Consider the following 13,891-nt stretch of genomic DNA (forward strand, 5'->3'; position numbering starts at 1 on the left):
CGGCATGGGTGCATCGAATTGGGGAATGATCTGGACAGCAATTATGCCGCTGGCCGTGATCCTCTATTATTTCTTCAGAAAAAAATACAAAGATCAGCGGGTGTCGTCGACGCTGTTTTGGCAGGAACGGATGAAAGAACTGCAGGCTTCGCCGTATTTGAAAAAACTGCAGCATCACTTATTGTTCTATCTGCAATTGGCAGCGCTGTTGCTTTGCGTATTGGGCTTGCTTGGCCCATTCAGCGAGTCGGAAACGCTTGCGGGCAATGACTTTATTTTTGTGGTGGACACCTCAGCGACGATGCTGGCCGGTTCCCCTTCTCTTTTTGAAGGGCATCAGCAGGAAATGAAGAATCTTGCAGCGCAAGCTGGGGGCAAACCGGTGACGATCGTCACAACCGGAAACAGTCCGGAAGTGCTCCTCCGCAATGAGCAGGACCTTGAGTTGATCGAAAGAGCAATTGATGAATTGGCAGTAAGCTATGAAAGGGCTGAAATGGAGCAGACAATTTTGTTTGCGGATACTCTCGCGGTCAGCGACTCGACAGTCATCCACATTTTCACCGATGCATTGGATCGTACTGTGTTGGCCAGTAAAACCGGCCAAAGCTACCAGGTTCATGGTTTTACTGAAACGCTGCGCAATGTGTCAATTCGGCAGTTCGGCCTTTCAGAAACAGCAGGCGGCGTCCGGGGGATTGTCCAACTGGTCAATAACAGCGAAGAAACGATGCCAGCCATTGTGCGTTTGTCAGCAGGAAGTGCGGAAAAAATGGTGGCAGTAGAACTGGCAGCTTTTGAGGAGTTGCTGGTTCCTTTCGAAGAGTTGCCAAATGACAAGCTATGGCAGGCAACTGTAGAAGTGCAGGATGACTACGCTGCCGACAACACGATGGCCAGTTATTTAGCTCCTCCGGGCAACTCCGTATTGGTTGACTCGGCGCTGCATGAATTGGTTGCCAGCGGTTTTCGTTCGCTCGATCTGGATGTTCTATTGGCAGAAGCCGGGCAATTGCGGCCCGATTCGAAGGTGCCGCTTGTCACGAATCAAAGCGAATTGTTGGAAGAGGCTGCACCGGTCTTATTGATTGGCCGCAATGATGAAACTCCATTCGACGTATCCGGACAAATTGAAACGCAGGCGCACCCGCTCTTCACTTATGCTGCCTTGGAGGAAATCTATGTTTCACAGGTGTATCCGCCTTTTGAAGGGTATGAAACCATCGCATCGATTGACGGCCATCCTTTTGTTCAAATTTCTCCAAAAGGGGACATCGTTGTGCTGACAGATATTCAATTGACTGACTGGCCTCTTTTTCCTTCATTTCCACTATTTCTCTGGAGTGCGATGGACAGTTTATCAGGTGACGCAGAATTTCTCGGTTTTTTCCAACCGAATGAACATCGATCTGTATCTTTGGCTTCTGAGAGCGGTGAATGGGAGATTTTCAAAGATGGCTCTTACAGCCATTCGTATATAGAAGGAAACGGCCCATTTATCGCACCTGCCGAGCCGGGAATCTATGAAGTGATCGGTGAAGATGAGGCCATGTCCATGATTGTCCGGTTGCCGGGAGAAGAGAAGGTGCTTTCAGCGGGCTCCAGCTATGAAATGGGGCAGGCAGAAGCTGCTCAGGATACCGTCCTTTTGTCGTTCGTGCCATTTATCATTGGGTTGATCCTGCTGCTGGTTGCTGTGGAATGGGAGGTGTACCGCCGTGGAATTGCGACTCGATGAACCGCTATGGCTGTTATTGCTTATCCCTGCAGTCAGCTATTTTGGCTGGTTCGCTATCAAGCATTTTTCAGCAAGCTCCAAAATTGCAAAAATCGTTTATATCCTGCGAATCACTGTCGTCGCTTTGTTGATTTTTGCACTAGCTGCACCTTCACTGTTCCTTCCTGTAAAAGAAGAACAGGTCATTTTCCTGCTGGACCACTCTGCTTCTCTTGAAGGAATGGAAACGGAGATGGCAACTGCTGTGGAAAATGCCTTAGATGCTAAAAAAGACCATCAATCGGTTGCTGTCTATACCTTTGCGGAGGATTTCCAAAGCCTGCTTCCGATGACAAGAGAGCCGGAAACTCTGCCGCAGGAACTGGCAATCGGCCAAAATGGCCACACCAACATCGCCCGTGCGTTAGAGCTGGCTTCAAACAGCGGGGACACCGACCTTGCAACACGGCTGGTAATTCTTACTGATGGCAATGAAACCCAATCCTCGGCAATTGAAAGTTTGAACAGGCTCCAGTCCGACCGGCTGCAAGTGGATGTCTGGCCAATCGAGCAAACTGCGGAAAATGATATGGCCATCAGCCGTTTCGAAACGCCATCGCGTGCATTTTTGGGTGAAACTCAAGCCTTTTCTGTAACGGTCGATTCAGATACAGAAGCACAGGCAAAGCTGGTATTCTCCGTCAATGACCGGGATTTGGATCTAAAAGATATCGACGTGTCAGAAGGACAGAATATCTTCACGTATTCCTATCCTACCAACTCGGAAGGCCTTTTGAAATACGAAGTGCGCTTGGAGACGGTAGAAGATGCATTTCTCGAAAACAATGCATTGGCCAGCATCACAGAAGTTTCCGGAAATCCGGAAGTCCTGGTGGTTAACGGGGGAGAACCGAGTCCAATTCCAGCTCTATTGGATACAGACAACTTACGGGTTACTGAACTGTCCTCGGCCCAATTGCCGAGCAGCTTGTCTTCCATCCTTCGCTACGATTCCATTATTTTTGACAATGTTTCCGGCACATCGGTTGGAGAACAGCAGATGAATATCATCGAACAGGCCGTCCAGCAATTCGGTGTTGGCTTTATGATGGTCGGCGGCGATCAAAGCTTCGGCCTGGGCGGTTATTTTAAGACGCCGATTGAACGGCTGTTGCCGGTCGAAATGGAAGTCAAAGGCAAGCACGAATTGCCGTCGCTTGGATTGATGATTGTCATGGACCGCTCAGGAAGCATGATGGGCATGAAGATGGAACTCGCAAAAAAAGCGGCGGCTCGTTCCGTTGAACTTCTGCGTCCGGACGATACCTTGGGCGTCATCGCCTTTGACGATCAGCCATGGGAAATTTTGCCGACTGCCAAAATCGCTGATCCGCAGGAAGCTGTGGATAAGATCCTGGGGATTACCCCAGGAGGCGGCACCGAAATCTATCGTTCGCTGCAGCAGGCTTACATGGAACTGGAAGACTTGGAGCTGCAGCGTAAGCACATCATCCTGTTGACGGATGGCCAATCCGCTACAGCCAATGATTACGATGCCTTGATTGAAAATGGCAAGGAAAATAATATCACTTTATCGACGGTGTCAATTGGCCAGGATGCTGACCGGAATCTGCTGGAGCAATTGGCGGATACCGGCAGCGGCCGTTTTTACGATGTCACCGATGCCACCACAATCCCTGCCATCTTGTCTCGCGAAACCATTATGATGTCGCGGACGTATATAGTCGATGAACCGTTCTATCCCCTTGTCTATGACAGCAAATGGAATGAACTGTTTACAGACGGGGTTCCGCAGCTCAATGCCTATATTGCCACGACCGCCAAACGCACAACGTCTGTGGCGCTGGAAAGCGAAGAGGGCGACCCCGTACTCGCCAGCTGGAATTATGGCCTTGGCAAAACGATCGCCTATACGTCAGGAAGCGGTGCATGGAGCGGGGACTTCCAGAGCTGGCCGCAGTGGCCTGACTTTTGGAACCGCAGTGCAGCGGAATTATTGCCGAGCTTTGAAGAAATTCCGTATTCAGTGGTGCGTAAAGAACAGGGTGTCTATACAGTTGAGGATCCTACACAAAGCTCCGCGATTTTGACGGTTGCGGCCGTTGACGAGCAAGGCAATGAAATTCCGCTGCAAACAGAACCGGTTGCACCCGGAAAAGTGGATGTGAAAATGGACGCACAGCCAGGCCTGGTATTCTTCAGCGTCACCAATGAAAACGGAGCGGCTTATAAAACAGGCCTGACGATTCCGTATGGCGACGAATATCAAACCGCAGAAGCAAACATGCCTTTGCTGACAGCGTTGGCTGAACGGACTGATGGACAGGTACTGACTGCCATGGAAGATGCTTTCCGTGATATGCCGTTTACCAGTGGGACTCTTCGTCCGATTCAAGTGTTCCTGCTGCTCACCGCGATGGTCTTGTTCTTCACAGACATCACGCTTCGTCGTTTTGGGCTTCCAAAACCTGCGCTAAAAAGAAAAGCCGCAAAAGAAGAGGATTCTTCTCCAGCGGCAATCGACCAATTAATAAAAGCGAAAAAGAGAGATTGACTCTTTTTCGCTTTTATTTTGCATTTTTTTATAAAAGGATGGTGTAAAGCCCGTGTCAGCTTCTGCTGGTAGCCAACAGCTGCTGTTTCCGCATCGACCAGGTATTGGCGATGAAGAAGCAGGTGATCAGAATAGCAGTTCCTAAAATATAAGGATAGCTCATATTGATATCGAACAGGATACCGGCGAGTGCGGGGCCTATCATATTGCCAAGACTCATATAAGCATTGTTCATGCCTGCTGCAAAGCCCTGCTCATCCCCGGCTAATTTCGAAATCAAGGTATTGATTGCTGGCCGGAGCAAGGAAGCGGCAGTGAAGAATACGGCTGATACCATTAGGATTGCCCAAAACGAGCTGACAAACAGAATGCCGATCATCGCAGCAGCTGATACCAGCAGATTGACCAGGATAACCTTCATCTCGCCAAAGCGCTTGAAGAGCTTGTCGATGACGAAGGTCTGGACGACAACGCCGACAAATCCGCCGACGGTGATCAGAATGGCAATTTCTTTCGGGGTAAAGCCGAACTTCTTGTCTGCGTATAAAGCGATGGTCGATTGGAAGTTGGCCAAACCGAAAGCGAAAATGAACATGACCAGCAGCATGACGAAATAAGGTGTATAAGTGGAGCGTTTCATCTGCTGCAGCAGATTTTCAGATTTGGTATCCGCAGCCTTGACGGTCGGCGCAACATTCGGCAGCACCGCAAAGGAAATGAAGGCTGCAATCAGTGCAACGGCAGTGGCGATGTAAAACGGAAACTGAATGCTGACTTCCGACAGGAACCCGCCAATTCCGGGGCCGATCATAAAGCCGAGAGACATGGAGGCACCAAGCAGCCCCATGCCTTTTCCGCGTTCTTCAAATGTTGTGATATCCGCAACAAATGCCATCATCGGAGGAATCAGGAAAGCTGCACCAAGTCCGCTGAAAAAGCGGGCAACGTAGAGTATCCACAAATGGGAAGCCAATCCGAATGCCAGCTGGGATAAGCCGAAGACGATCAATCCGAAGATGATGAGTTTCTTGCGGCCGTATTTATCAGAAAGTTGGCCGGATAAAGGGGAGAACAGGAATTGCGCCAGAGCGAAAGTGGCGATTAATGTGCCAAGCGCCTGTCCTGCAACACCGAATGTATCTAAATAGGCAGGCATGATCGGTATGATCAAGCCGATGCCGCTCATGGCGATAAACATATTGAACATCAATACATAAAGTGCAAATTTATTTGATCGTACGGCCATTGACAGACCTTCTTTCATAGTTATTTCGTAAGGCTAAACTTTAGTCTTTAGAATCTACATACTATACCCCAAATCGCATAAAAAAAACAGGCAAAAGTTCTGCCTGTCAGTTTTCCATATCCATTTTAAATTCCAAGAATAATTCGTTGTATGTTCCAAGCATTTCGAGCCCTAAATTCTCGTAAACTTCCAGGCGTTCCCGCAGTTCTTCCGGCGGGTAGAACCGTTCGTCTCCTGTTACTTCGGGATCCATCAGGGCAATCGCCTCTTCATTCGGTGTGGAATATCCGACATAATCAGCATTTTGAGCCGCCACTTCGGGATCCAGCATAAAGTTGATGAACGCATGGGCGCCTTCCACATTTCCGGCTGTTTTTGGAATGATCATATTATCAAACCATAAATTTGAGCCTTCTTGCGGGACCGAATAATCGATGTCTTCATTGATCCACATCATATCAGCTGCTTGTCCAGACCAGGTTACCGCTACAGCGGCTTCCTCGCGGCGCATCATCTCAACGATTTCGTCACCGATGATGGCTTTTACATTGGGCCCCATAGTTTTCAATTTATCGGTGGCTTCACGCAATTCGCCAAGATCAGTCGAATTCAATGAATAGCCCAGGCTGTTCAAGCCCATACCGATGACTTCACGTGCACTGTCGACCAGGATGACTTCCTGCTCGAGCGTCGGATCCCATAAATCATCCCAGCTCTCAAAAGTCTGGCCTTCCAGCAAGGTGGGGTTGAAGGCAATGCCGACTGTACCCCAAAAATAAGGAACTGAGTATTCATTGCCCGGATCGAAAGGGAGGTCGAGAAAATATGGGTCGATGTTCTCCAGATTCGGGATCAGCTCATGGTCGATCGGATGCAGCAAGTCGTTTTCCTTCATTTTTTCAATGGCGTATTCTGAAGGCATGGCGACATCATAAGTTGTACCGCCTTGCTCAATTTTGGTCATCATCGATTCGTTTGAATCGAATGTTTCATAGACCACCGAGATGTTGGTCTCTTCTTCGAATTGGTCGATCAGTTCGGGGTCGATGTATTCACCCCAGTTGTAGACGGAAATAGTGCCGCCGCCAACTGTCGTTGAACTCTTTTCCAGGACACTGACGGTGTATAGGAGGATCGCCGATACAATGAGGATTGCACTGGCAGCTCTGATGATTTCCTTCATACTTTGGCACCTCCTGTTCCAGGGGCTTGTCCAGCCCGTTGAGTAAAGAAGTAATAGCCAAGGACCAGGCCAAGCGTTACCACAAATATTAAGGCGGAAAGGGCATTGATGGTCAAGGTGATTCCAGCGCGCGCCATTGAATAGATTTCAATGGATAAAGTCGAGAATCCATTTCCAGTGACAAAGAAAGTCACTGCAAAGTCATCCAACGAGTAGGTCAGGGCCAGGAAAAATCCAGCGAAAATACCCGGTTTGATATACGGAATGATGACGCGCGTCAAAATATCACGTTTAGATGCGCCAAGGTCGGTTGCCGCATCGATCAACGAAGGGCTCATTTCCTGCAGTTTCGGCAAGACCATGATGACCACAATCGGGATGCTGAAGGCAATGTGGGAAATCAGGACCGATGCAAACCCGAGCTTGACGCCGATCATGGTGAACAAGATCAGGAACGATGCCCCGATAATGACGTCAGGACTGACAATCAGGATCGTGTTCAGCGACAGGACTGCTTTGCGTGTTTTACGGTTTCGCAAAAAGACGATGCCGATCGCCCCAAGAACGCCGATAGCTGTTGAAAAGAGAGAAGACAGCAACGCGATGATCACCGTGTTCATCAAAATGATCAGCAGCCGGGTGTCATTAAAGACGGCGCTGTAATGCTCCCAGGTAAAGCCTTCGAAACTCGACATGGTGCCGCCGCTGTTGAACGAATAAAAGATCAAGTAGAAAATCGGCGTATAGAGAATGGCAAAGACGAAGACCAAATAGATTTTTGCCGGTTTACTTAGTTTTGCCATTGTACGCGCCTCCTCTTTCTTTCTGGCCTGTCAGCATCATGATGATGATCATAAACAAGATCAGGAACACAGCGATAGTCGAACCCATTCCCCAGTTCTGTGTCACCAGAAATTGCTGCTCGATTGCTGTACCCAGTGTGATGACCTTGTTCCCGGCAATCAAACGGGTGATGACAAACAGAGACAAGGCGGGAATGAAAACGGCCTGTACTCCTGATTTCACCCCGTTGATGGCCAATGGAAAAATGATGCGCCTGAAAGTGGTGAAAGACGAAGCGCCCAAATCGCGTGACGCGTCAATCAACGCGGGATTGATTTTATCCAGCGAATTGAAAATCGGCAGCACCATGAACGGAATGAAAATATAAACAGAAACAAAGATAAAGCTGAAGTCGGTGAACAAGATCTGCCAAGGGCCTGCACCGAGTGTCTGCAGAAGCTTGTTGGCAGGGCCATACAATCCGAAGATCCCGATAAAAGCATAGGCTTTCAACAGCAAATTGATCCATGACGGAATGATGATCAGCAATAGCCACAGCTGTTTATGCTTGGTTTTGGTCAGCCAATAAGCTGTCGGATAGGCAATCAAAATCGTAATCAACGTAATCAGAAAAGCATACCAGAAAGAACTCAATGTCATCCGCAGGTAAACAGAGGAAAAGAAGTTCTGATAGTTTTCAATAGTGAAGGCACCAGTCAAATCCAAAAATGAAAAATAGAAGATCAGCGCGATTGGCGCGATAACGAATAAAGCAATCCATATATAATAAGGAACGAGATATAACGGGCGTGAGGGGTTATCTTTCATTGACTGCCGCTCCGTAGGACTCCAGTCTTGCATCGAACGCTTCTTCCGATTCGTTTAAGCGCATGACGTGAATCGCTTCTGGTGAGAAATCCAAGCCGATCTGTGAACCAACTTCCACTTTTTTCGTGGAATGGACCAGCCATTCATTGCCGACTTCGTCGATTGTAGAGATTTCAAAATGGACCCCTCTAAACAATTGGGTATCGACGGTAACCGCCATTTTGCCGGTACCGGCCGCAGTGATTTCCAAATCTTCCGGACGGATGACGATTTCTACATGTTCATTTGGATTCAACCCGGCATCGACACATTCAAAATCCTTATTGGCGAAACGCACCTGGTAATCGGCAATCATTTCACCGCTGACGATATTCGACTCTCCGATAAAGTCAGCGACAAATCGGTTAATGGGCTCGTCATAGATGTCCATAGGCGTGCCGCTTTGTTGGATTTGGCCGGCATTCATGACGAAAATCTCATCAGACATGGCGAGTGCTTCTTCCTGATCATGCGTGACGAAAACAAAAGTTTTGCCGAGGCGCTGCTGAAGTTCACGCAGTTCATACTGCATTTCTGTCCGCAGTTTCAAGTCCAGAGCAGACAAGGGTTCATCAAGCAAAATAACTTCCGGATCATTGACGATGGCCCGTGCAATGGCGACGCGCTGGCGCTGGCCGCCGGACATCTCCGCAATCTCACGTTTCTCATAGCCCTGCAGATTAACGAAAGCCAAGGCTTCCCGTACCCGGCGCTCAACTTCGGGGCCTTTAACTTTTTTGATGCGCAAGCCGAACGCGATGTTTTCGAATACGTTCAAATGCGGAAATAAGGCATAATCCTGAAACACCGTATTGACCTGGCGTTGATTGGCCGGAACGGTGTTCATTTTTTTGCCTTCTATATAAATGTCTCCGCTGGTTGGTGTAGCAAAACCGGCAATCAGCCGTAAAATAGTTGTTTTCCCGCAGCCTGAGGGCCCAAGAAGTGTATAAAATTTTCCTCTTTCAAGTTCAAAGCTGACATTGTCGAGGACATTGCCGGCACCTTCGTATGTCTGCGTGACATTTTCGAAGCGTATTATAGATGTTTCGGTCATAAGATCCCTCCTGAATTATAAATAAGATTGTGTGGTGACGATGATCATTTCGGATACCCCATCAAAATCATTGATCAGCTGATGATGATTGGAGGCTTCGAAATAAATCGAGTCACCTGCGGCCGCCGTGTATTGATGATCCCCGACTTTGAGCAGAACCTGTCCTTCAAGCACATAGATAAACGTCTCGGCTGAAGAGGGTTCAAACTTTTTAAAGTGGCCATTTGCTTGAAAGGTCAAAAAGACCGGTTCCATTTCCTTCTCATTGGATGTGGGAATGAGCCATTCGACTTCATAACCCGCTTCTTCGTCGATGTGGGCGGTATGGTCAGCAGTCGTGTAAACGACTTTTACATCGTGTTCATCGGCAAAAAAATCTTTAGGAGTGGTTCCCAATACTTCGAGTAAGGTAAAGAAAGTTTCAATAGAAGGGGAATTCATATTCCGCTCTAACTGAGAAATAAAGCCTTTGCTCAGGTCAGTCCGTTTTCCGAGTTCTTCCTGAGTCAATCCGTTTTTTAATCGAAGGCGTTTGATTTTTGTTCCGATGTCCATCAGAATTCTCCTCGATTCCTTGTAAATAAAAACTCGCAGAAAGTTTAGTTAAAATATACTTTTAGTTTACTAATAGCATATATTCATTATACGAGATGACTGATATTTTTCAAGTTAAAATTTTTTTCAATAAAGGATTGTTATCTATTGCTATTTACCAGTAGTATTTACTATCATAGAGAAAGTGTGAAATTAATAATGATGTATATAACCGGCAACAAACTAATGGAAACCTTAAAATGAACGATTATAAAAAATGAAACCACAACAATGTAAGTAATAGCCTCGATGAATGAAGATGGGAAAGCGGGTTTCCTGCAGACCTAAGTAAATCTATTTTTTACAGCTTGACCAAACCTCTAGGAGTGATCAATGTGAACGGCAAAATGAATTTCTTTCTTGATCCTAAAAATCGTGTCATTCAAAAACCATCGATTATGAATTATAAACAGGATCAGCAAGGTTTGTACCTTGTAGCAGACAAGCGTTTCATCAATTGGATGGATGTCCATACGTATTGCCATAGCTGCTTGTCGGCTTTAACTTTTGATGATGAATTTGATGCAAGTTATTGTGCCAGCTGCAACGAATGGCGTGAAGAACCCTGCACAGACATCAGTTGTGAGTATTGTGAAAATCGGCCAAAACGCCCATTGGATCCCCGCCGATAAGCGGGGTTTTTCTTGTTATAAGAGTAGTGATGGAGAGAGTGCAACAAATCATGATTTTTAGTTCAGACTATATATGGTAAAATAAAGCAACTTGACCTAGTTGGAGGATGGATATGAAAAAGGAATTTGTAGTCATTGGACTTGGCCGTTTTGGCGGCAGCATTGTACGTGAATTGATTGAGCAGGATGCGGACGTAATGGCAATTGACAAAGATTCGGAACGAGTGGATGAATTTTCCTCAATCGCGACACAGGCTGTCGTTGCCGATACGACAGATGAAGCGGTATTAAAATCGCTTGGCATCCGGAATTTCGAGCACGTGATTGTCGCAATCGGTGAAAACATTCAAGCCAGTATTTTAACGACTTTGATGCTGAAGGAAATTGGTGTGAAGAAAATCACCGTAAAGGCGCAAAATGACTACCATGCCAAAGTGTTGAACAAAATCGGTGCCGACAAAGTAGTGCATCCAGAACGTGACATGGGGATACGGATTGCCCATAATATCCTCTCCAATAATGTATTGGATTATTTAGAGCTGTCCGATGAGCATTCCATCATGGAAATCAAAGCAAACCACAAGCTCGCTGGCTATACCTTGATAGGACTGGATATCCGTGCCCGTTACGGCATTAACATCGTAGCCATCAAAAGGGGAGACGACATCATCGTTTCTCCACAGGCTGACATGGAAATCGAACAGGAAGACATCCTGATCATCATCGGCTCGGATGCAGACATCAATCGTTTTGAGAAGAAAATGATGAACTAAAGCCCATGCTCGAAAGTGAAGCTGGCAGCAAAAAAGACCTGCATCGGATGAAACTCCAGTGCAAGTCTTTTTTTGGGGGCATTGTGTTCGCTGATGCCGAGAAAGAGAGGGTGGAAGGAAAGACAAAAAAAGAAGCATTGGATTCGAATCCAATGCTTCTTTTTTTAGATTTAGTGCGAGTGCCAATAGGATCTATCGGGCGCTTGCGCTTTTCTTTGTCCAGGCTCCAGCAGCTAGCTCTTTGGGTCATAAGCCAGCCCAGCTGCGTGGCAAAGTAACGCCACTTCACTGGTCCGTCTTATGCCCGGCAGAGCTGGACAGTTGCTTGCGCTTTTCTGCTAAACTTCCATAATCACCGGCAAAATCATTGGGCGGCGTTTTGTTTTTTCATAGAGATACGGCCCGAGAACGTCAGAAATATCATTTTTCAATTCTGCCCATTCCGTGTTTTTGCTGTGTATTTTCTTGTTTAAGTGGCGGTTCAGCATTTGCTGAGCCTCGTAGATCATCGTGCCTGACTCACGCATATAGACAAATCCGCGTGAAATGATATCAGGTCCGGAAACCATTTTATTCTTTTTCATATCAACACTTACGACTACGATAACTAAACCTTCTTCAGAAAGCACACGACGGTCACGCAATACAATATTGCCGATGTCGCCGATTCCGCTGCCGTCGATGTAAACATCACCGGAAGGAACGCGTCCTGCAATTGAAGCTTCATCCTGCCCTAGAGCAAGAACCTCGCCGTTTTCCATGATGAATGTGTTTTCCAGTGGAACATCACATTCAACCGCTAAGCCTGCATGCGTTTTTAACATCCGGTATTCACCGTGTATGGGCATAAAGTATTTCGGTTTGATCAAACGAAGCATTAATTTATTTTCAGGCTCCGAACCGTGGCCGGATGTGTGGATATTGTTAAGTGATCCGTGAATCACATCTGCGCCGGCGCGGAATAACAAGTTGATTGTCCGGTTGACGCTGCTCGTATTACCCGGAATCGGGGAAGACGAAAAGACAACTGTGTCATTTGGCTGAATCTGGATTTGGCGGTGAGTTCCGTTGGCGATTCTCGAAAGAGCAGCCATCGGTTCGCCTTGTGAACCGGTACAAAGGATCAATACTTCGTTTGCCGGCAAACGGTTTAAGGTTTGTGTATCCACAAATGCATCTTCTGGAGCGTTGATGTAACCAAGCTCGCGTCCGATTGTCATGGCATTATCCATACTGCGTCCAAAAACAGCAATTTTGCGTCCCTGTGCGACAGCTTCATCAGTCACTTGCTGAAGACGGTAGATGTTTGAAGCGAAAGTGGCGAAAATCAAACGGCCATCAACTTTTCTCATAATGTCTTTAAGTGTATCGCCAACTTTTCGTTCAGACAATGTAAAGTCAGGAACTTGTGCATTCGTGCTGTCGGATAGCAAGCATAATACGCCTTCACTGCCGATTTGGGCCATTTTCAATAAGTTGGCCGGTTTACCTACTGGGGTGAAGTCAAATTTAAAATCGCCAGTATGGACAATATTGCCGGGTGGAGTTTTCACCACAACACCGAAAGAATCAGGAATACTGTGGGTGGTGCCGAAAAAGCTGACTGCTGTCTTCCGGAACTTGATGACATCGTCTTCTTCGATTTCTGTCATTGTCGTTTGGCGCAGTAAACCATGTTCTTCCAATTTTTTACGCAATAGGCCTAGAGCCAGTTTGCCGCCGTATACTGGAATATTGATTTTTTTAAGCAAATAGGGAATACCGCCGATATGGTCTTCGTGGCCATGTGTGATAAAAAGGCCTTTGATTTTATCAACATTTTTTACTAAGTATGTGTAATCCGGAATAACATAATCGATTCCGAGCAAATCGTCTTCCGGGAATTTAATGCCTGCATCAATCAGAATGATTTCATCCTGGAATTGGACACCATACGTATTTTTGCCGATTTCACCTAGTCCGCCTAGGGCAAAAACAGCAGTTTGATCGTTCTTAACAAATTTCATCGTTATTCAATACTCTCGACTTCGTAATATTCGCCAGCTTGTTCATACTGAAGATGATTGCCTTCAAGCAGTTGAATAAGCTCGATATTGTAGTTGCGGTCTTTTAAGTGGTGTCGGACTTCACGCTCGGTTGCTGCTTCCACATAAAGGCTTTGGGTATTCTCACGAATTGGTACTTCAAGTTGGTTTTCTTGGTAGTATACTTTAAAAATCATTGTTTGCTCTCCTTTTTCCACGCTCAAATAAATGCACTTCCTTTATATTATCATGTCATTAGATTAAAATAAAGAATAGCCCTCCTTATTTATAAAGAAGGGCCTGAGGTTTTATGCAATTTTCTTTTTGTTCATTACGCCATTGAGCTGTCTGAGAAGTTTTCTCTTCAAACGTTTCAGCATAATTAACCACTCCTTACAGCGATTATACTGCGTTTTCTGACAATTGTAAAGAAGGGGACT

12 protein-coding genes are annotated in these 13,891 nt (G+C 46.5%); 4 read left to right on the top strand and 8 right to left on the bottom strand.

Annotated features, from left to right (window positions below; all coding sequences use genetic code 11):
- Window positions 1-4: 4 nt before the first annotated feature.
- Window positions 5-1,738 (top strand): vWA domain-containing protein, encoded by a 1,734-nt coding sequence (locus tag AC1MEO_RS00335; RefSeq protein WP_480333630.1) that lies wholly within the window; start codon window positions 5-7, stop codon window positions 1,736-1,738.
- Entirely contained in the window at window positions 1,719-4,292 is a 2,574-nt protein-coding gene (locus AC1MEO_RS00340; protein WP_480333632.1) for a VWA domain-containing protein, read from the top strand. Before AC1MEO_RS00335 ends, AC1MEO_RS00340 begins: the two co-directional genes overlap by 20 nt.
- A 55-nt stretch (window positions 4,293-4,347) precedes the next feature.
- Here AC1MEO_RS00340 and AC1MEO_RS00345 read toward each other — a convergent pair whose 3' ends face one another.
- From AC1MEO_RS00345 to AC1MEO_RS00370, 6 genes are all read right to left on the bottom strand, one after another.
- The gene (locus tag AC1MEO_RS00345; RefSeq protein WP_480333634.1) at window positions 4,348-5,538 is read right to left on the bottom strand and encodes an MFS transporter; all 1,191 of its coding nucleotides are present in this window, start codon (window positions 5,536-5,538) and stop codon (window positions 4,348-4,350) included.
- 106 nt (window positions 5,539-5,644) lie between these two features.
- Entirely contained in the window at window positions 5,645-6,721 is a 1,077-nt protein-coding gene (locus AC1MEO_RS00350; RefSeq protein ID WP_480333636.1) for an ABC transporter substrate-binding protein, read from the bottom strand.
- Window positions 6,718-7,524, bottom strand: a complete 807-nt coding sequence (locus tag AC1MEO_RS00355) for an ABC transporter permease (RefSeq protein ID WP_480333638.1) — start codon at window positions 7,522-7,524, stop codon at window positions 6,718-6,720. Before AC1MEO_RS00355 ends, AC1MEO_RS00350 begins: the two co-directional genes overlap by 4 nt.
- Window positions 7,508-8,332 (bottom strand): ABC transporter permease, encoded by an 825-nt coding sequence (locus AC1MEO_RS00360; protein ID WP_480333640.1) that lies wholly within the window; start codon window positions 8,330-8,332, stop codon window positions 7,508-7,510. The genes AC1MEO_RS00355 and AC1MEO_RS00360 overlap by 17 nt, the downstream gene beginning before the upstream one ends.
- Complete coding sequence (locus tag AC1MEO_RS00365) at window positions 8,322-9,428, bottom strand: ABC transporter ATP-binding protein (RefSeq protein ID WP_480333642.1); 1,107 nt, start codon at window positions 9,426-9,428, stop codon at window positions 8,322-8,324. The genes AC1MEO_RS00360 and AC1MEO_RS00365 overlap by 11 nt, the downstream gene beginning before the upstream one ends.
- A 15-nt stretch (window positions 9,429-9,443) precedes the next feature.
- The gene (locus tag AC1MEO_RS00370; protein WP_480333644.1) at window positions 9,444-9,983 is read right to left on the bottom strand and encodes a helix-turn-helix domain-containing protein; all 540 of its coding nucleotides are present in this window, start codon (window positions 9,981-9,983) and stop codon (window positions 9,444-9,446) included.
- A 374-nt stretch (window positions 9,984-10,357) separates the two neighbouring features.
- Here AC1MEO_RS00370 and AC1MEO_RS00375 point away from each other — a divergent pair, with 374 nt between their 5' ends.
- Both AC1MEO_RS00375 and AC1MEO_RS00380 read left to right on the top strand, forming a co-directional pair.
- Window positions 10,358-10,654, top strand: coding sequence for a hypothetical protein (locus tag AC1MEO_RS00375; protein WP_223633691.1), 297 nt, complete (start codon window positions 10,358-10,360; stop codon window positions 10,652-10,654).
- A gap of 113 nt (window positions 10,655-10,767) precedes the next feature.
- On the top strand, window positions 10,768-11,427 hold the full coding sequence (locus AC1MEO_RS00380) for a potassium channel family protein (protein ID WP_480333646.1): 660 nt from the start codon (window positions 10,768-10,770) through the stop codon (window positions 11,425-11,427).
- Window positions 11,428-11,765: 338 nt separating this feature from the next.
- On the opposite strand, the gene rnjA is transcribed toward AC1MEO_RS00380, so the two are convergent.
- Together rnjA and AC1MEO_RS00390 are read right to left on the bottom strand one after the other, a co-directional pair.
- Window positions 11,766-13,433, bottom strand: a complete 1,668-nt coding sequence (rnjA, locus tag AC1MEO_RS00385) for a ribonuclease J1 (protein ID WP_480333648.1) — start codon at window positions 13,431-13,433, stop codon at window positions 11,766-11,768.
- 2 nt (window positions 13,434-13,435) lie between these two features.
- Window positions 13,436-13,648, bottom strand: a complete 213-nt coding sequence (locus AC1MEO_RS00390) for a DNA-dependent RNA polymerase subunit epsilon (protein WP_480333650.1) — start codon at window positions 13,646-13,648, stop codon at window positions 13,436-13,438.
- Window positions 13,649-13,891 lie beyond the last annotated feature (243 nt).

Source organism: Planococcus sp. BI3, assembly GCF_056680115.1.

Bases quoted from the DNA above. Each gene is read 5' to 3' on its own strand.
- AC1MEO_RS00335 (WP_480333630.1), top strand. From the start codon at position 5: ATGGGTGCATCGAATTGGGGAATGATCTGGACAGCAATTATGCCGCTG.
- AC1MEO_RS00345 (WP_480333634.1), bottom strand. From the start codon at position 5,538: ATGGCCGTACGATCAAATAAATTTGCACTTTATGTATTGATGTTCAAT.
- AC1MEO_RS00350 (WP_480333636.1), bottom strand. From the start codon at position 6,721: ATGAAGGAAATCATCAGAGCTGCCAGTGCAATCCTCATTGTATCGGCG.
- AC1MEO_RS00355 (WP_480333638.1), bottom strand. From the start codon at position 7,524: ATGGCAAAACTAAGTAAACCGGCAAAAATCTATTTGGTCTTCGTCTTT.
- AC1MEO_RS00360 (WP_480333640.1), bottom strand. From the start codon at position 8,332: ATGAAAGATAACCCCTCACGCCCGTTATATCTCGTTCCTTATTATATA.
- AC1MEO_RS00365 (WP_480333642.1), bottom strand. From the start codon at position 9,428: ATGACCGAAACATCTATAATACGCTTCGAAAATGTCACGCAGACATAC.
- AC1MEO_RS00370 (WP_480333644.1), bottom strand. From the start codon at position 9,983: ATGGACATCGGAACAAAAATCAAACGCCTTCGATTAAAAAACGGATTG.
- AC1MEO_RS00380 (WP_480333646.1), top strand. From the start codon at position 10,768: ATGAAAAAGGAATTTGTAGTCATTGGACTTGGCCGTTTTGGCGGCAGC.
- rnjA (WP_480333648.1), bottom strand. From the start codon at position 13,433: ATGAAATTTGTTAAGAACGATCAAACTGCTGTTTTTGCCCTAGGCGGA.
- AC1MEO_RS00390 (WP_480333650.1), bottom strand. From the start codon at position 13,648: ATGATTTTTAAAGTATACTACCAAGAAAACCAACTTGAAGTACCAATT.